This window comes from Deinococcus phoenicis (genome assembly GCF_000599865.1).
GTDB lineage: Bacteria > Deinococcota > Deinococci > Deinococcales > Deinococcaceae > Deinococcus > Deinococcus phoenicis.
The window spans coordinates 1-17,876 of record NZ_JHAC01000001.1; the positions used below are offsets into that span (position 1 = coordinate 1).

General features: G+C 66.7%; 14 protein-coding genes. 8 read left to right on the forward strand and 6 right to left on the reverse strand.

Annotated elements, in window-relative coordinates; translation table 11 throughout:
- The 3 genes from DEIPH_RS00005 to DEIPH_RS00015 form a co-directional block, all read right to left on the reverse strand.
- A partial coding sequence (locus DEIPH_RS00005) for a serine-tRNA(Ala) deacylase AlaX (protein ID WP_034351884.1) occupies positions 1-784 on the reverse strand: 784 nt, incomplete at its 3' end.
- Positions 781-1,581, reverse strand: a complete 801-nt coding sequence (locus tag DEIPH_RS00010) for an AAC(3) family N-acetyltransferase (RefSeq protein ID WP_034351886.1) — start codon at positions 1,579-1,581, stop codon at positions 781-783. The genes DEIPH_RS00010 and DEIPH_RS00005, both read right to left, overlap by 4 nt.
- A gap of 150 nt (positions 1,582-1,731) precedes the next feature.
- A complete protein-coding gene (locus tag DEIPH_RS00015) occupies positions 1,732-3,891 on the reverse strand; it encodes a glutamine synthetase III family protein (RefSeq protein WP_034351888.1) in 2,160 nt (719 codons plus the stop codon).
- A 274-nt stretch (positions 3,892-4,165) separates the two neighbouring features.
- On the opposite strand from DEIPH_RS00015, the gene glnA reads away from it, so the two are divergent.
- From glnA to clpB, 8 genes are all read left to right on the forward strand, one after another.
- Entirely contained in the window at positions 4,166-5,524 is a 1,359-nt protein-coding gene (gene glnA, locus DEIPH_RS00020) for a type I glutamate--ammonia ligase (RefSeq protein ID WP_034351890.1), read from the forward strand.
- A gap of 266 nt (positions 5,525-5,790) precedes the next feature.
- Complete coding sequence (locus DEIPH_RS00025; RefSeq protein WP_034351891.1) at positions 5,791-6,939, forward strand: branched-chain amino acid ABC transporter substrate-binding protein; 1,149 nt, start codon at positions 5,791-5,793, stop codon at positions 6,937-6,939.
- 415 nt (positions 6,940-7,354) lie between these two features.
- Complete coding sequence (locus DEIPH_RS00030) at positions 7,355-8,506, forward strand: branched-chain amino acid ABC transporter substrate-binding protein (RefSeq protein ID WP_034351892.1); 1,152 nt, start codon at positions 7,355-7,357, stop codon at positions 8,504-8,506.
- Positions 8,507-8,629: 123 nt separating this feature from the next.
- Positions 8,630-9,619 carry a branched-chain amino acid ABC transporter permease gene (locus DEIPH_RS00035; RefSeq protein ID WP_034351894.1) on the forward strand — a complete coding sequence of 330 codons (990 nt, stop codon included), beginning with the start codon at positions 8,630-8,632 and terminating at the stop codon, positions 9,617-9,619.
- A gap of 1 nt (position 9,620) precedes the next feature.
- Positions 9,621-10,997: an ABC transporter permease subunit gene (locus DEIPH_RS00040; RefSeq protein WP_034351896.1), complete on the forward strand. Its 1,377-nt coding sequence runs from the start codon at positions 9,621-9,623 to the stop codon at positions 10,995-10,997.
- The gene (locus DEIPH_RS00045) at positions 10,994-11,797 is read left to right on the forward strand and encodes an ABC transporter ATP-binding protein (protein WP_034351898.1); all 804 of its coding nucleotides are present in this window, start codon (positions 10,994-10,996) and stop codon (positions 11,795-11,797) included. Before DEIPH_RS00040 ends, DEIPH_RS00045 begins: the two co-directional genes overlap by 4 nt.
- Positions 11,790-12,551: an ABC transporter ATP-binding protein gene (locus tag DEIPH_RS00050; RefSeq protein ID WP_034351900.1), complete on the forward strand. Its 762-nt coding sequence runs from the start codon at positions 11,790-11,792 to the stop codon at positions 12,549-12,551. The genes DEIPH_RS00045 and DEIPH_RS00050 overlap by 8 nt, the downstream gene beginning before the upstream one ends.
- Before the next feature lie 150 nt (positions 12,552-12,701).
- Positions 12,702-15,260: an ATP-dependent chaperone ClpB gene (gene clpB, locus DEIPH_RS00055; protein WP_034351902.1), complete on the forward strand. Its 2,559-nt coding sequence runs from the start codon at positions 12,702-12,704 to the stop codon at positions 15,258-15,260.
- 66 nt (positions 15,261-15,326) lie between these two features.
- Here the strand turns inward: clpB and DEIPH_RS20505 are convergent, their stop codons facing one another.
- The 3 genes from DEIPH_RS20505 to DEIPH_RS00070 all read right to left on the reverse strand — a co-directional run bounded on the left by DEIPH_RS20505 (position 15,327) and on the right by DEIPH_RS00070 (position 17,631).
- Positions 15,327-15,899 (reverse strand): hypothetical protein, encoded by a 573-nt coding sequence (locus tag DEIPH_RS20505; protein ID WP_051517027.1) that lies wholly within the window; start codon positions 15,897-15,899, stop codon positions 15,327-15,329.
- Between the two features lie 98 nt (positions 15,900-15,997).
- On the reverse strand, positions 15,998-17,347 hold the full coding sequence (gene radA / locus DEIPH_RS00065; RefSeq protein WP_034351903.1) for a DNA repair protein RadA: 1,350 nt from the start codon (positions 17,345-17,347) through the stop codon (positions 15,998-16,000).
- 8 nt (positions 17,348-17,355) lie between these two features.
- Positions 17,356-17,631 carry a DUF2087 domain-containing protein gene (locus DEIPH_RS00070; RefSeq protein ID WP_034351904.1) on the reverse strand — a complete coding sequence of 92 codons (276 nt, stop codon included), beginning with the start codon at positions 17,629-17,631 and terminating at the stop codon, positions 17,356-17,358.
- Positions 17,632-17,876: the final 245 nt, after the last annotated feature.

A 17,876-nucleotide genomic window follows, 5' to 3' on the forward strand; every position in this document is an offset into this window, starting at 1 on the left:
GGGTGCGGGCCTCCCGGTAGACGCCCGACAGATACTCGCTCGCCTCCTCCCCCGCCATGAAGACCACGCGGGTCAGGCCACCCCGGATGCGCTCGGACCGCAGCACGACCACCGGGGCGGCCAGGCTGGCCCGGGGAACGTGGGTGCCGCCGCAGGCACTCACGTCGAAGGGGGTGCCCCCGGCGTCGCGGAAGATCACCAGCCGGACGTTCCCGCGCACCTTCGCCTCGCGGCGCAGGGGATAGCGGTGCAGTTCGGTTTCGGGGACCGTGGGCGTGTCCAGCGTCAGGTCGGTGCGGGCAAGCGTCTCCCGCAGCAGCGCCTCGGCGGCCTGGATGTCGGCCTCGGTGGGGTCGCCGGTCAGGTCGAGGGTGCCCTCGGCATTCCGCATGCTGACCGCCGCCACCCCGAAGGCCGGATTCACGCGGTGAAAAGCCTGGGCCAGCAGATGTTCCGCGCTGTGCCGCGCCATGTTGCGCCAGCGCCGCGCCGCGTCCACCTCGCCGGTGACGGGCGTGCCGACCGCAGGCACAGTTCCCGCAGACACACCTCCCGCAGGCCCTGCCAGCTCATGCCAGATCATCCCGCTCGCCCGGTCTTTGCGGGTCTCGCGCACCCGGACCTCGCCCCCAGGCCAGCGCAGCACGCCCGCGTCCCCGTTCTGGCCGCCGCCCTCGGGGTAGAAGGCCGTGGCGTCCAGCGCGGCGGCACCCTCCCGCACCTCCGTCACCGTCGCCGTGAACGTCAGGCGGGTGGGGGCTTCGTGGTAGAGGGGCCGGGTCACGCGGGCCGGTGGGGGCGCGGTGTCAGGCCCTGCGTGCGCACCAGCTTGCGGACCTCCTGGCAGCGGCAGCCCGGATAGGTGCAGAGCAGCGCCTCGGGGTCCTGGGTCAGCAGGCGCACGGTGGCGTCCACCAGGTCACGGACGCGGTACAGGCGCAGCGTGGCATTTCCGACGCGGGTGGACCGGCCGCGCACCTGCGGAGCCAGCCGCTCGAAGTCCGCCGAGCAGTTGGGAAAGGCGGTGGGCAGCACCTGACCCTCCAGCGGCACGTAACGCGTGAGCAGCGGCATGCCCGCCACGTGTTCGCCGTAATGCACGGACGTATTGCTGCCAAAGTCCACGCCCATCAGCAGGGCGTATCCGTTCAGGTCGTACAGCGCCCCGATGGGCTGGTACGGACTGGCGAGCGTCTGCGCCGCCGTGACCCGCTCCGCCTCCGCGCCCAGGGCAATGAAGCTGAGAGTGGGATGGAAGCTGCGCAGGGCGTCGGCCCGTTCCACCAGTTCCTGCGGCACCCGCCCGATATCGCGGCTGACCCTGGAATCCCGGTGAAAACGGGCGTGGACGGGGGACGTGGCGTGCCGCAGCAGGGTCTGGTAGGTGAAGGCCGGGGCCACCAGCGTGGCCGTCCGCGTGGCCAGCGTCTCCACCACGGTCCGCGCGCCGCCTTCCAGATGTCCGAAGGCCTTGAGGCTGGCGTGGACCATGACGTGCTGTGAGCCGTCCAGCCCCAGCTCGGCCAGTCCCGCCGCGAGGCTCTCGGGCGTGACGGACGGCTTGCGCAGCATGTTCAGCACAGCGTCAGTCTACCAGCGGTCAGCCGCCAGGATCAGCCGTCATGACACAGAACCTGCCCGGCGCAGAAGGGAGCCGTCCGGACGCGGACAGCTCCCCTGCTTTTTTTGCCGGGCTTCTTTTGCCGGAGGCGGGCCGGCAAAGGCCGAACGCTACTTCACGAACAGCAGTTGCCGGTAGGTCGGCAGCGGCCAGTGCCGGTCGGCCACGACCTTTTCCAGCCGGTCGGCGGCCTGACGCACCTCCCGCATGGCGGGCAGGACGTGGTCACGGACGTGGTGGGCCTTCTCGTGAATCTCGTCGCCGCCGAGTGCCCGGTTCTGTTCCCGCAGGGTCTGGAGGGCGTCGTACAGTTCGTCGGTCAGGCCCGCGACTTCGGTGGCCGTGGCGTCGAGGGCACGGCTGGGGATCTTCACGGCGCCGAGGTCGGCCAGATACCCGGCGGCGGCCGGCAGGATCAGCGTCTGGGCGATGTGCTCGGTCGTCTCGCCCTCGATGTTCACCGTCTTGAAGTAGATGTCGTACATGATTTCCTGACGGGCCGCCAACTCGCGCCCGGTCAGCACGCCGAACTTCTCGAACAGCGCCACATTCTCGGGATCGGTCAGGTGCGGGATGGCGTCCAGGCTGGTGCGGAGGTTCAGCAGGCCGCGTTCCTGTTCGGCCTCTCGGTGCCACTCCTCGCTGTAGCCGTCGCCGTTGAACACGGTGCGTTTGTGCCGGGTGTAGGTGGCCCGTACGATCTCACCGACCGCCGTATCGAGGTCCGCGCCGCCGTCCAGCTTCGCCTTCAGCTCGGCGGTGAGGCCCTGCACCGCGTCCGCGACGATGGTGTTCAGCACCGTGACCGGAAAGCTGATGCTCTGGCTGCTGCCCGCCGCGCGGAACTCGAACTTGTTGCCGGTAAAGGCGAAGGGGCTGGTGCGGTTGCGGTCCCCGGCGTGGCGCGGAATGGGCGGCAGCACGCTGGAGCCGAGGCCCAGCAGGCCCGCTTCGGTCCCGCGTCCGCCCTGACCGCTTTCCAGGCGGTCGAGGATCTCGGTCAGTTCGCTGCCCAGAAAGATCGAGATGATGGCGGGCGGGGCCTCGTTCGCGCCGAGGCGGTGGTCGTTGCTGGCACTGGCGACACTGATGCGCAGCAGGTCCTGATGCTCGTCGACCGCCTTGATGACCGCCGAGCAGAAGAACAGGAATTGCAGGTTCTCGTGGGGCGTGTCGCCGGGTTCCAGCAGGTTCTCGCCCGCGTCGGTCGCCATGCTCCAGTTGCAGTGCTTGCCCGAGCCGTTCACGCCCGCGAAGGGCTTTTCGTGCAGCAGGCACACCAGGCCGTACTTGCGGGCGGTGTTACGCAGCACTTGCATGATCAGCTGCTGGTGGTCGGCGGCCACGTTGCTGTTCTCGTAGATCGGGGCGATCTCGAACTGGCCGGGCGCGACCTCGTTGTGGCGGGTCTTGACCGGAATCCCCAGGGCGTACAGTTGCAGCTCGGCGTCGGTCATGAAGCTCAGCACCCGGTCGGGAATCGCACCGAAGTAATGGTCTTCGAGTTCCTGCCCGCGCGGGGGCTGCGCGCCGAAGAGGGTGCGGCCCGTCATCACCAGGTCGGGGCGGCGGTAGAAGTATTCCTCGGCAATCAGGAAGTATTCCTGCTCGGCCCCCAGGCTGCTGCCCACCTGCGTGCCCAGGGTGGCCCCGAAAAGGTGCAGCGCGGGCGTGACAGCCCTGTTCAGCGCCTCGCCGGAGCGCAGAAGCGGCGTCTTGTTGTCGAGCGCCTCCCCCGTCCAGGACGCGAAGACGGTCGGGATACACAGGGTCGCGCCGTTGGCGTGGCGCATGATGAAGGCCGGGCTGCTGGGGTCCCAGGCGGTGTAGCCGCGCGCCTCGAAGGTGGCGCGCAGGCCGCCGGACGGGAACGACGAAGCGTCGGGTTCGGCCTGAATCAGTTCCTTGCCGCTGAAGGTCGCCATCGCCAGGCCGTCGCCGTTGGGCGACACGAAGGAATCGTGCTTCTCGGCGGTCGCGCCCGTCAGCGGCTGGAACCAGTGAGTGTAGTGCGTCGCGCCCTTCTCCATCGCCCACGTCTTCATGGCGAGGGCGACCATGTCGGCAATCGCCGGGTCGAGCCGCTCGCCGCGCTCCACCGTCGCGCGCAGGCTCTTGTAGTCGGGCTTGCTGAGGCGGGTCTTGAGTTCTTCGAGGGTGAGCACGTCACTGGCGAACAGTTCACCGACGACCTGGGCGGGCGGCATGGGCGCGGGGGCATCAACGCGCCAGTTGCGCGCGGCGGAAATCACGTCAAAGTCGTGGTTCATGCGGGCTTCCTCCAGGCAGGGTGAGAGCGGGCGGAATCCTCCCTGCGACGCCGCGAGTATAGGCGCGGGCAGCAATCCGGTCAATGAAGGGGTGACAAGCTGCACAGATGAATCTTTTCATGTGAGTCCAGTGCCGGGCATTTTGCAGTTTGTTCCCGTCTTTCTGGGCGGAAAGCCATAAAGTGGGTGACAGAGCGGACGCCGATTGCCCGGCAGGCTTGCGCGGCTCCCCTCGCGCCCGCTACGGTCAGCGCAGCCCGGAGGCTTTGATTCCATGACACTCACCCCGTCCCCCCCACAGACTGCCCAGGACCTGCTCGCCACCCTCAGCGCCGAGGGCGTGGAATTTCTGCGCCTGCAATTCACCGATATCCTCGGCACCACCAAGAACGTGGAAGTGCCGCGCTCGCAGTTCGAAAAGGCGCTGCGGGGCGACGTGACCTTCGACGGCAGCGCGGTCGAGGGCTTTACCCGCGTCGAGGAAAGCGACATGCTGCTCTCGCCCGACCTCTCCACGTTCCTGATCTATCCGCCCTTCTCGCCCGAGGACGCTCTGGGGGGCCGGATCGCCCGGTTGATCTGCGACGTGACCTTGCCGGACGGCGCCCCTTTCGAGGGTGACCCCCGCTTTGTGCTGAGGCGGCAGGTGGAGCGCGCGCGCACCCTGGGCTTCGAGATGTTCGTGGGCACCGAACCCGAGTTCTTCCTGTTCGAGCGCACCGCGGCAGGCGTGGGCAGCACCGTCACGCATGACCGGGCCGGGTACTTCGACCTGGCGCCGATCGACAAGGGCGAGCGCATCCGGCGCGAGATCACGCAAAAGCTGGTGCAGATGGGCTTCGAGATCGAGGCGGCCCACCACGAGGTCGCCCCCGGCCAGCACGAGATCGACTTCCGTTACGCCCCCGCGCTGGAAACCGCCGACCGCATCGCCACCTTCAAGTTCGTGGTCAAGCGGGTGGCGCTGGAACACGGGCTGCTGGCGAGCTTCCTGCCCAAGCCCATCGCGGGCGTGAACGGCTCGGGGATGCACTGTCACCTCAGCCTCTTCCGGGAGGGGCACAACGCCTTCGCGGACCCGGCTGGTGAACACGGCCTGTCGGCCACGGCGCGGCACTTCATCGCGGGGGTGCTGGAACACGCGGGCGGCATGACGGCCATCACCAACCCGCTGGTGAACAGCTACAAGCGGCTGGTACCCGGCTATGAGGCCCCGGTGAACGTCGCCTGGAGCACCAGCAACCGCACGGCCCTGATTCGCATTCCGGCCAAGCGCGGCAATTCCACCCGCGCCGAGGTGCGGATGCCCGATCCCAGTTGCAACCCTTACCTGGCCCTGGCTGCCATGCTGGCGGCGGGTCTGGACGGGATTGCCCAGGAGCTGGAGCCGCCCCCCGCCATCGCCCGCAACATCTTCAGGATGACCGTACGCGAGAAGCGGCACCACCGCATCCGCGAATTGCCCGCCGACCTGCGCGAGGCCGTGGACGAGCTGGAAAAGGACCCTGTGGTGGCGGGTGCACTGGGCGACCACGTCATGGAGCATTTCGTGGCGGCCAAGCGGGCCGAGTGGCGCGAATACAGCACGACGGTCCACCCCTGGGAACTGGAACGCGCCCTCGACCTGATCTGAGGGCGTCCAGGCAGCACACCTTGCCCCCAGCAGCACCCCCCATCCGCCCGTCACCAGCCTGTGAGCCAAGTGTGACGGGCTTTAACCCGAGAGATATTGCTGCTTCTTACCGGACTACGCAACTCAGTATTTCCAAAGGGAATCTGACCACTCTCTTATTGCCCATTCGCTCATGAGTGCCACATTGACTTCCCTTTAAGACCTCCCTAGAATTGGTCGCATCTCAACACAGGCGCGCAAGCGCAGCAATATCCCCTGGAGGACGCATGAAGAAAACCGCCCTGAGCATTTCTCTGCTGGCCGCTCTCGCACTCGGCAGCGCCCACGCCGCCACGGTCGTCAAGATCGCCACCATCAGCCCTCTGTCGGGCAGCAGCAGCAACCTGGGCCTCCAGATCAAGAACGGTGCCCAGCTCGCCGTGAACGAGATGAAGCCCCAGTTCGCCAAGGCCGGCATGACCCTCGAACTGGTCGCCTACGACGATCAGGGCGACGCCGCCACCGGCACCGCCGCCGCCCGCCGTGTGGGTGCCGACAAGAGCATTCTCGGTGTGGTGGGCACCCTGAACAGCGGCGTGGCGATTCCCGCCAGCGCGGTGCTGGCCCCGAGCCACGTGGTGATGGTCAGCCCGGCCAACACCAACGAGAAGGTGACCGACCGCGGCCTGAAGAACATGAACCGCATCTGCGCCCGTGACGATTCTCAGGGGCCGGCGGGCGCCGACTTCCTGCTGGACACCCTCAAGGCCAAGCGCATCTATGTCCTGAACGACAAGACGCCCTACGGCCAGGGACTGTCCGAGCAGGCCGAAAAAGAGCTGAAGGCCAAGGGCGCGACCATCGTGCAGAGCGAGGGTGTCGCCGCCGAGGAGCGGGACTTCACGGCCATCATCACCAAGCTTCAGGCCCTCAAGCCCGACGCGATCTACTTCGGCGGCCTGTACGGGCAGGTCGGTCCCTTCGCCAAGCAGCTGCGCGACAAGGGCATCCAGACGCCCATCATAGGCGGGGACGGCTACGACAGCGATGACCTGGTCAAGCTGGCGGGCACCGGGGCCACCAACATCTACTTCACGACGGTCGCGCCGCCCGTGGACGCGGTGCCGGCGGCCAAGGCCGTCGCCGCCAACTTCAAGAAGACCTTCGGGAGCGACATCCAGGGCTTCGGCGTGATGGGCTACGACGCTGCCAAAGTGGTACTCCAGGGCATCCTGAACGCCTCCAAGGCCGCCGGAAACAAGGCGCCCACCCGCACCCAGGTCGAGACGGTGGTGCGGGCCGGCACCTACAACGTGCTGACCGGGCAGGTCAAGTTCGACAAGAACGGCGACCGCACCTCCGCCAAGATGTACGTGATCGCCGTCAAGGACGGGAACCGCAGCACCGCCGGGACCGTCACGATCACCCGCAAGTAACGCCTGTCAGGGCGGCGACCCGCAAGCCGCCGCCCACCTTGAGGATCAATCCGGAACAGAGTCACGCGGTCGGTTGTGCCCTGGAGAGGGGTTCACTCTCCTGCACAGTCGGCCGCGTGGCTTTTCTGAAGACAGGCCACCATGTTCCCGCACCCCGAGGTTCCCCGAAAACACCAGCCGTCGAAAGCGCTGATTTTTAGACCCGGCGGATTCCCGACCCTTTGGGGCAGACACCAGCAGCTCGCGCAACTCGGAATCGTCATCCTCAACTTTTTGGCAACAATAGAGCCTGGATCCGGATGAAAAATTGTACCGGTTGCAGGATTTTTCATGAGTTCCCCATTGACTTGATCTTTAGGCGTCCCTACAATCGGGCATCTCATCAAGGCGCAGCGCGCACTATTCCGGAGGACGTATGAAGAAACCCACCTTGAGCGTTGCCGTCGTGGCCGCCCTGGCTCTGGGAAGTGCCCAGGCCGCCACCGTCGTCAAGATCGCCACCATCAGCCCGCTGTCGGGCAGCACCAGTAACCTGGGCCTCCAGATCAAGAATGGCACGCAGCTGGCCATCAACGACATGAAGGCCCAGTTTGCTAAGGCCGGCATGACCCTTCAGCTGGTCGCCTACGACGATCAGGCCGATCCGGCGACCGGGACGGCGGCGGCCCGCCGGATCGTGGCCGACAAGAGCATTCTGGGGGTGGTCGGTCCCCTGAACAGCGGCGTGGCGATTCCCGCCAGCGCTGCCCTGGCGCCCAGCCACGTGGTGATGGTCAGCCCCTCGACCACCAGCAACACGGTCACGGACCGGGGCCTGAAGAACATCAACCGGCTCTGCACCCGCGACGATGCCCAGGGGCCAGCGGGCGGCAACTTCGTGGCAGGAACTCTCAAGGCCAAGCGCGTGTACGTGCTGAACGACAAGACCCCTTACGGTCAGGGGCTAGCGGATCAGGCGGCCAAGACCATGCAGGCCCGGGGCGTCACCATCGTGCAAAACGAGGGTGTGGCCGATACGGAACGGGACTTCACGGCCATCATCACCAAGCTTCAGGCGCTCAAGCCCGACGCGATCTACTTCGGAGCGGTGTACGGGCAGGTCGGTCCCTTTGCCAAGCAGCTGCGCGACAAGGGCATCCAGATTCCCCTGGTGGGCGGCGACGGCTACGACAGCAACGAGCTGACCAAGCTGGCGGGCAGCGGCGCCAACAACATCTACTTCACCACCGGAGCGCCGCCTGTGGACGCGGTGCCGGCGGCCAAAGCGGCGGCGGCCAGCTACAAGAAGACCTTCGGCAGCGAGATCCAGGGCTTCGGTGTCATGAGCTACGACTCGGCGAAGGTCGTGCTTCAGGGCATCCTGAACGCCTCTAAGGCCGCCGGGAACAAGGTGCCCACCCGTGCCCAGGTCGAGACGGCCGTGCGCGGCAGCACCTTCAACAACCTCCTGACCGGGCAGGTCAAGTTCGACAAGAACGGCGACCGCACCACCGCCAAGATGTACGTGATCGCCGTCAAGGACGGCAAGCGCAGCACGGGCGGTATCATCAACGTCAGCCGCAAGTAAGGGACGTTCTCCCACGTTGTAGGGAGCGCGCGGGTCAGACCGTTCGCTCCCCTCAGCAGTGGGCGGCAGTCCAGGCCACGGTTTCCAAGGCAACGGTTCTCGAGCGGTACGGTCAGGTGAGACATGGATCTACAGACGGTCGGTAATATTCTGCTTCAGGTGCTGGTCGGCGGCCTGAGCCTCGGCGTGCTGTACGCCATCGTGGCCCTGGGCTACACGATGGTGTACGGCGTGCTGCAACTCATCAACTTCGCGCACAGCGAGGTCTTCATCACGGGCGGGATCATCGCTTACCTGGTCTTCAGCGGCCTGCAGGGCGTGGCGATGAACGGCTACGTGAAGCTGCTGCTGGCGGGTCTGGCGGCGATGGCCGTGTCGGGCCTGCTGAACGTGCTGATCGAGCGGCTGGCCTACCGGCCCCTGCGCGGCGCTCAGCGGCTGGTCCCGCTGATCACGGCCATCGGCGTCTCGCTGGTCTTGCAAGACCTCCTGCGCTTTCTGGTGGGGCTGCGGGGCCAGTTCGACCTGAGTGTCCCGCTGCCGCAGGGCTTCGCCAATCCCATCACGTCGGTCCTGGGCATCAACATCAGTGTGCTGAACCTACAGGTCAAGGACGTGATCTTGATCGTGGTGGCGGCGCTGATGCTGGTCGGCCTGAACCTGCTGGTCAACCACACCCGGCTGGGCCGCGCGATTCGCGCCGTCGCCCACGACCGGCAGACCTCGGGCCTGATGGGCATCGACGCCAACCGCATCATCAGCCTGACCTTCCTGATCGGCGGGGCGCTGGGCGGCCTGGGCGGCGTGATGTTCGCGATGAAGTACCAGGCCCTCAACGCCTACAGCGGCACGGTGCCTGGCCTCAAGGCCTTTACGGCGGCGGTGCTGGGCGGCATCGGCAACATTCCCGGCGCGGTGCTGGGCGGGCTGGTGCTGGGCTGGCTGGAGACGCTACTGGGCGTGATCAGCCTGTTCGGCAGCATCCCCGGCCTGGCCTGGCTGGGGGCCATCAAGGCCGAATACAAGGACATCGGCGCGTTCCTGGCGCTGATCCTGATCCTGTTCCTCAAACCCGCAGGCCTGCTCGGCAAGGCCACCACGGAGAAGGTGTAACGTGACCAGCCTTTCTGCATCTCCACGCGGCCTCGGGGGCGACCGGACCCTGGCGCTGCTCGCCTACACCGCCGTGACGGCCCTGCTGCTGATCTTCATGCGCGGCTTCGTGGCCGACGGTCCGGCGCGGCTGCTGGCGCCCGTCCTGTTCGGCGCGTTCCTGCTCTCGCTGCTGTTCGCGTACCAGTGGCGCGCGGCGGGTTGGGCCAAGACCCTGGTATTTGCCGTCGGCATCGGCTTCGTGCTGCCCTTCATGGGGCGCGACAATACGTCCTACTTCGATCTGGTGATCCAGATGCTGATCTTCGCGGCGCTGGCACTGGGGCTGAATATTGTGGTGGGCCTGGCGGGCCTGCTCGACCTGGGCTACATCGCCTTTTTCGCGGTGGGGGCTTACTTGTGGGGCGTGTTCGGCAGCCCGCAGCTCGGGGCCGTCACCGGGAACCCGGTCTTTGCCAACGGCGTGAATCCCAACCTGTTCTGGCTCTTTATTCCGCTGGGGGTGCTGGCGGCGGCGCTGGTGGGCGTGCTGATCGGCCTGCCCGTGCTGAAGCTGAAGGGCGATTACCTCGCCATCGTGACGCTGGGGCTGGGCGAGGTGGTCCGCATCTTCGCCAACAACCTCGACGTAACAAACGGGCCGCAGGGCATCACGCCCATCGAGAGCGCGCCGGTGCCCTGGCTGAACACGCTGGCGCAGAACCTGGGCTTCTCGGAAGACCAGTACCGGCTGTTTTTCCTGTACTTCCTGGTGCTGGTCGTGATCGCCGTGGTGATTCTGGTCAACTACCGCCTCGACCGCTCCAAGATCGGGCGGGCCTGGGTCGCCATCCGCGAGGACGAGATCGCCGCGCAGGCGATGGGCGTGCCGCTGCTGCGGACCAAGCTGCTGGCTTTTGCCACCGGCGCGAGCTTCGCCGGGGCGATGGGCGTGATCTTCGCGGCCAAGCAGAACTTCATCGACCCCAAGAGCTTCGACTACTTCCAGTCCATCGGTGTGCTGAGCATGGTGATTCTGGGCGGCATGGGCAACATCGCCGGGGTGTTCCTGGGCGCGGTCGTGGTCACGCTGCTGAACCTGATGGTGCTGCCCACCCTGTCGGAAGTGTTGCAGCAGAGCTTTCCCAACCTGAACCAGAACCTCGACCCCAGCAAGTACCAGCGCCTGATCTTCGGGCTGGTGCTGGTGCTGATGATGCTCTACCGCCCCGAAGGGCTGCTGCCCAGCGCCCGGCGCAAGGCCGAGATGCACGCCGACGAACCGGCCCCGGACAGTCTGGTGACCCAGAACCAGCTGGAGGGCGACACCGGGAGCGAAGTGTTCTCCCCCGGCCTGAGCACCATGAAGGAAAACGACCGCACAGGAAGTGAACGATGAGCCTCCTCGACGTGCAGCACCTCACCAAGACTTTCGGTGGCCTGACCGCCGTGAACGACGTGACGTTCCAGGTCCCCGAGCGCAGCATCATCAGTGTGATCGGGCCGAACGGGGCAGGCAAGACCACCTTTTTCAACCTGATTACCGGCATCTACGCGCCGGACAGGGGCACGATCACGCTGGCGGGGCAGAATCTGGTGGGGCTGCGGCCCGATCAGGTGGTCAGCGCCGGCATCGCGCGCACTTTCCAGAACATCCGCCTGTTTCCCAGCATGACCGCCGAGGAAAACATCATGCTGGGGCGCGGCACTCGGCTGAAGACGGGGTTCTGGGACGCGGTGTTGCGCAACCGCACCTTTCACCGCGACGAGGACAACGCGCACGAGACGGCCTCGGTGCTGCTGGATTTCGTGGGCCTGAGCCGCTGGCGGGGCGAACTCTCCACCAACCTGCCCTACGGCGACCAGCGCAAGCTGGAGATCGCCCGCGCGCTGGCGACCACCCCCAAGCTGGTGCTTCTCGACGAACCGGCGGCGGGCATGAACCCCCGCGAAACCGAAGACCTCAAGGCCCTGATTCGCCGGATCCGCGACGACCTGGGCGTGACGGTGGTCCTGATCGAACACGACATGCGCCTGGTGATGACCTTGTCGGAAAACATCACCGTGCTGGATTACGGCACCAAGATCAGCGAGGGCCTGCCCCATCAGGTCCGCAACGACCCGCGCGTAATGGAAGCGTACCTGGGGCGCGGCGCGGCGGCGGGCGAGTACGGCAAGGAGGCGGGGCAGAATGCCTGAGACGCAAGTGATCGCGGGAACCCCCCGGACGGTGGGTGCCCCCATGCTGGAGTTGCAGAACATCCACACCTACTACGGCCAGATTCAGGCGCTCAAGGGTCTGAACATGACCGTGAACACCGGCGAGATCGTGGCCCTGATCGGCGGCAACGGCGCGGGCAAGACGACCACGCTGCGCACCATCAGCGGCATGATGAAGCCCCGGACCGGGACCGTGACCTACGAGGGCCAGAACGTGACCGGCGTGCCGTCCTACACGATCATGAGCCGGGGCATGAGCCACGTGCCCGAAGGCCGCCGCATCTTCCCGCAACTGACGGTGCGGGAGAACCTGGAAGTCGGCGCGTATACCGTGATGGACCGCCGCCTGATCGAGCAGCGCATTCAGGAAGGCTTTGCGCTGTTTCCCCGCCTCAAGGAGCGCGAGTCGCAGCTGGGCGGCACCATGTCGGGCGGCGAGCAGCAGATGCTGGCGATTGCCCGTGCGCTGATGGTGAATCCCCGGCTGCTGCTGCTGGACGAACCCAGCATGGGCCTCTCGCCCCTGTTCGTGGAGGCGATCTTCGACATCGTCGAGCAGCTGAACAAGGAACGCGGCACCACGATCTTGCTGGTCGAGCAAAACGCCAGCATGGCCCTGGCGATTGCCGACCGGGCTTACGTGCTGCAAACCGGCGAGATCAAACTCAGTGGCCCCGCCGCCGATATCGCGCAGGACGAGAGCGTCCGCAAGGCGTACCTGGGCGACGAGTAACCCGGACCGCAGCAGAAGGCGGGGAAGGCGAGCGCGAACAGCTCGACCTTCCCCGCCTTCTGCCAGCTTGACCACCATCGTTAGCACTCCATAAACTTGACATGACCACACTCAAGTCCCAGAATGGAGGGACTTGAGGAGGCCATCACTTTGAATCCCGAACGCTTTACCGAGGCGGCGACGCAGGCTCTGGCCGGCGCACAGCAACTCGCACAATCCAACCAGCAACAGACCTTGACCGTGGCGCACGTCCTGCGCGCGCTGCTCGACAACGACACCGCCGCCCGCGCGCTGACGGCCGCCGGGGGCGACCTGGCGGTCATCCGGCAGGCCCTCGACGCCGAACTCGCCAAACTGCCGCGCGTGCAGGGGGGCGGGGAAAACCTGTATCTCGATCCGGCGCTGAACCGCGCCTTGCAGGGGGCCGAGAAGGAAGCGCAGGCCCTGGGGGATTCATTCATTGCCGCCGACACGCTGCTGCTGGCCCTGCGCGCCGAGAGTCGTGCCCCCGGCCTGCCCCCCGAAGCTGTCCTGCGGCAAGCCGTGACGGACGCCCGGAAAGGAAAAACCGTGACCACCAAAACCGCTGAACAGCAATTCGACGCGCTGGAAAAGTACGGCACCGACCTGACGCAGCGCGCCCGCGACGGCAAGTTCGACCCGGTGATCGGGCGCGACGAGGAAATCCGGCGCGTGATGCAGATCCTCCTGAGGCGCACCAAGAACAATCCCGTGCTGATCGGTGAACCCGGCGTCGGGAAAACCGCGATCGCCGAGGGCCTCGCCATCCGGATCGTGAAGGGTGACGTGCCCGAGGGCCTCAAGGACAAGCGCATCGTGTCGCTGGAAATGGGCAGCCTGCTTGCCGGGGCGAAATTCCGGGGCGAGTTCGAGGAACGGCTCAAGGGCGTGATCGACGAGGTGGTGCAGTCGGCGGGCGAGGTGATTCTCTTCGTGGACGAGATTCACACCATCGTCGGCGCGGGCAAGACCGAGGGCAGCCCTGACGCGGGCAACATGCTCAAGCCGGCGCTGGCGCGCGGCGAACTGCACCTGATCGGCGCGACCACTCTGGACGAGTACCGCGAGATCGAGAAGGATCCCGCCCTGGAACGCCGCTTCCAGCCCGTCTTCGTGGACGAGCCGAGCGTCGAGGACACCATCTCGATCCTGCGCGGCATCAAGGAGCGCTATCAGGTCCACCACAACGTGGAGATCACCGACCCCGCACTGGTGGCCGCCGCGCAGTTGAGTAACCGCTACATCACCGATCGGCAGCTGCCCGACAAGGCCATCGACCTGATCGACGAATCGGCGGCCCGCCTGCGGATGGCGCTGGAAAGCAGCCCCGAACGGATCGACCAGCTCGAACGCCGCAAACTGCAACTGGAGATCGAGCGCGAGGCCCTCAAGCGCGAGAAGGATCAGGACTCGCAAAATCGCCTGCTGGACATCGAGGAGGCGCTGAAGGCCGTCACCGACGAGCTGAGCGAGGTGCGCAGCCGCTGGGAGGCCGAGCGACACGAGGTGCAGGCCCTGCGTGAGAAGCGCGAGGCGCTGGACCAGGTGCGGACCGACATCGAAAAGGCGCGGCGCGAGTACGACCTGGGCCGGGCCGCCGAGCTGGAATACGGCAAGCTGCCGCAACTAGAGCGTGAGGTGCAGGAGCTGGAGCGCAAGCTCAAGAGCGCAGAGTTCGCCCACATGGAAGTCACCGAGGAGGACATCGCCGCCGTCGTGAGCCGCTGGACCGGCATTCCGGTCAGCAAGCTGATGGAGGGCGAGCGTGAGAAGCTGCTGCACCTCGAAGAGCAGCTCCACAACCGGGTCATCGGGCAGGACCGCGCCATCGTGAGTGTGGCCGACGCGATTCGCCGTGCCCGCGCGGGTCTGAACGATCCCAACCGGCCCCTCGGCTCCTTCATGTTCCTGGGACCGACGGGCGTGGGCAAGACCGAGCTGGCAAAGGCCCTCGCGGAACTGCTGTTCGACTCGCCCGACGCGATGATCCGCCTCGACATGAGCGAGTACATGGAAAAGCACACTGTCGCCCGGTTGATCGGTGCCCCTCCCGGCTACGTGGGCTACGAGGAAGGCGGCCAGCTGACCGAGGCGGTGCGCCGCCGTCCCTACTCGGTGATTCTGCTCGACGAGATCGAGAAGGCGAACCCGGACGTGTTCAACGTGCTGTTGCAGGTGCTGGACGATGGTCGCCTGACCGACGGGCAGGGCCGCACGGTGGATTTCCGCAACACGCTGATCATCATGACCAGCAATATCGGTTCGCCCCTGATTCTGGAAGCCCAGGCGCGGGGAGACAGTGCCGAGAGCATCCGCGAGCAGGTGCTGAACGTCCTCCAGCAGAACTTCCGCCCCGAGTTCCTGAACCGGGTGGACGACATCATCGTGTTCGACGCGCTGACCGCCGCCGACCTGCACCGGATCGTGGACATCCAGCTCAGTGGCCTGCGCCGCCGCCTCGGTGAGCGCCGGGTGACGCTGCACCTGACCGACGCCGCCAAGGATAAGCTGGCCCAGATCGGGTACGACCCCGCCTTTGGTGCCCGGCCCCTCAAACGCGCCATTGCCCGCGAGATCGAGACGCCGCTGGCCCGCGAAATCCTGCAAGGCCAGGTGCCGGAAGGCAGCACGCTGAACGTCGACTACGACGGCCAGAAGTTCCGGTTCGAGACGGGTGTGCTGAACTGACGCCTTGAGGAAAGCCCTCAGGAAAAGCCGCCGCCCTCAACAGGGGCGGCGGTTTTTTTTGGATATTCAGCGGCGGGTGGTGGTGGTCGTGGTGGCCGCCGGCCGGGTATCCACGTAGCGCCTGCCACCCGACAGCCCCGCCAGACCGATTAGGCCGGCCAGCCCCAGCCAGCCCCAGTCGAAACCATTGCTGCGGGTCGTGGTGTTGGTGGTGGTCGTCCCCGTGGTAGCGGTGGTGCCTGCCGTGCCAGTGGTGTCGGTGCTCGTGGTGCCGGTACCGGTGGTATCCGTGCCGACCGTCCCCGCCGTATCGGTTGTTCCGGTCCCCGTGGTATCGGTCCCCGTCGTGTCGGTCCCGGTGGTATCCGTGCCAGTGGTGCCGGTGCCGGTCGTATCGGTCCCCGGCATCCCCGTGGCGTCGGTGGTACCCGTCCCCGTCGTGTCGGTCCCGGTGGTATCTGTCCCAGTCGTGTCAGTCCCCGTCGTGTCGGTGCCGGTCGTGCCGGTCGTATCCGTCCCGGTGGTCCCCGTGGTACCGGTCGTGCTGGTTCCGGTCGTGTCGGTCCCCGTCTGGGCCAGGGCACTCACGGGCAGAGCCAGCAGAGCGGTGAGGGTCAGGGTCTTCAGCGTCTTATTCATAGGTGACGCCAGTCTGATCCAGAATTCTGGTCAACACATTGCAGAGGGCAGGCCTTTCCTTGACCAAATCTCTATCAACAATTGAGCTGGACCCCCGCCTAGGCTTTCACCTTCCAGAGCAGACCCACGGCCTCCTCCACGCTGCGGACCCCCTCACGTCCGTCCAGGCCGGGGGGAACGATCAGGCTGCGGTAGCCGGCGCGCGTGGCTTCCTCGGCGCGGCGGAGTGCGCCCTGTGTCGAGCGGACCTCGCCCGCCAGGCCGACCTCTCCGAACACGGCGACGTTGCCCGGCAGCGCGCGGCCCACGACGGCGGAATACACCGCGAGGGCGACGGGCAGGTCGAGGCCGGGATCGGGCACCTTCAGACCGCCCGCCAGATTCACGTAGATGTCCAGTCCGCCCAGCGTGAGGTCGAGGCGGCGTTCCAGCACGGCCAGCACCACGTCCACGCGCCGGGGATCGAGGCCGACCACCACGCGGCGCGGGTTCGGGTAGGGCGTCTTGGCGGCCAGCGCCTGCACTTCCAGCAGCATGGGCCGCTGCCCGTCGATGGTCGCGGCGACCACGCTGCCGGGCACGCCCACGGGCCGCTCGGCCAGGAAGGCGGCACTGGGATTCTCGACCGCGACCAGCCCCTCGCCGCGCATCTCGAACACGCCGAGTTCTCCGGCCTGTCCGAAGCGGTTTTTCACGCTGCGCAGCAGGCGAAAGGCCCCCACGGTTTCCAGAAAGACGGTGGTGTCCACGATGTGTTCCATCACCTTCGGCCCGGCCACGGTGCCCTCCTTGGTCACGTGGCCGACGAGGACGGTCGCGGTGCCGGTTTCCTTGGCGGCGCGGGTCAGCAGAGCCGTCCCCTCGCGCACCTGGGCGACACCGCCGGGGGTCCCGTCGCCCTCCACCGTCACGGTCTGGATGGAGTCCACGATGCACAGGGCGGGCCGGTGTTCGGCCATCAGGGCGGCGACGTGTTCGGCACGGGTGTCGCGGGTCAGCTGAATCTCGGCGGACACCCCCAGGCGGTCGGCGCGCAGGCGAATCTGTTCCAGCGACTCCTCACCCGCCACATACAGCACGGTCGCGCCGCTGCGCGCAAGTTTGTCGGCCACCTGAAGCAGCAACGTGCTTTTGCCGATGCCGGGTTCACCGCCGATCAGCGTCACGCCCCCCGCGACCAGGCCCCCGCCCAGCACGCGGTCGAGTTCCGGGATGCCGGTGGGTGTGCGGGGTTCCTCACGCCGCCCCACGGTCGAGAGGGGCGTGAGTTTCCCGCCCGTGACGCCGCCGTAGCCCCCCGCTCCGCCCGCACGGGTCTTGCCCGCCGCCACCGTCGGCACTTCCTCCTCGAAGGAATTCCAGGCCTGGCAGTTGGGGCAGCGGCCCAGCGGCTTGGCCGACTGGTAGCCGCAGGAGGTGCAGACGTATCTGGTGGTGACTCTAGCCACGGCGCCTCCTAGCCATTCGGTCGGCTGTCCGCCCGCCAGTAGCTGCCGTCCTGCACGGCCAGGTAGTCACCGTCCACGAGTTCGGTCAGCAGGACGCCGGGTTCTTCCAGCGTGCTGTGGTCGCGCAAGATCGCCTGCACCTCGGCCTCGCCATACCGGCGGCCCGGCTCGAACAGGCCGGTGAGGTAATCGAGGATGGCGAGTTGATGCGCGCGGCGGCGGTCGGAGGGCCAGCCGGTGATGCGCCCGTGTTCGTCCTGGAAAGCGGCGATGCTCTTGGTCATAGAGACGCATCCTAGCGGCTCCGCACGCAGAGCAACGTGCCACATGCAATACGGGATTGCTCTGATTCCAGAACATCCGGGACACCACCAGATGTTCTTCCATCGCCGCCATCCCGTACCTTTTGCCACTCGCTCCGCTCGGTTGATTCCCAGGAATCAACGCCATTTCGTATAAGAGGGCCAGACGCAGGAGGCGGGGGCCAAGGTCTGCACCCTGGCCCCCGTCTCCCCCTTTCTTTTCTCCT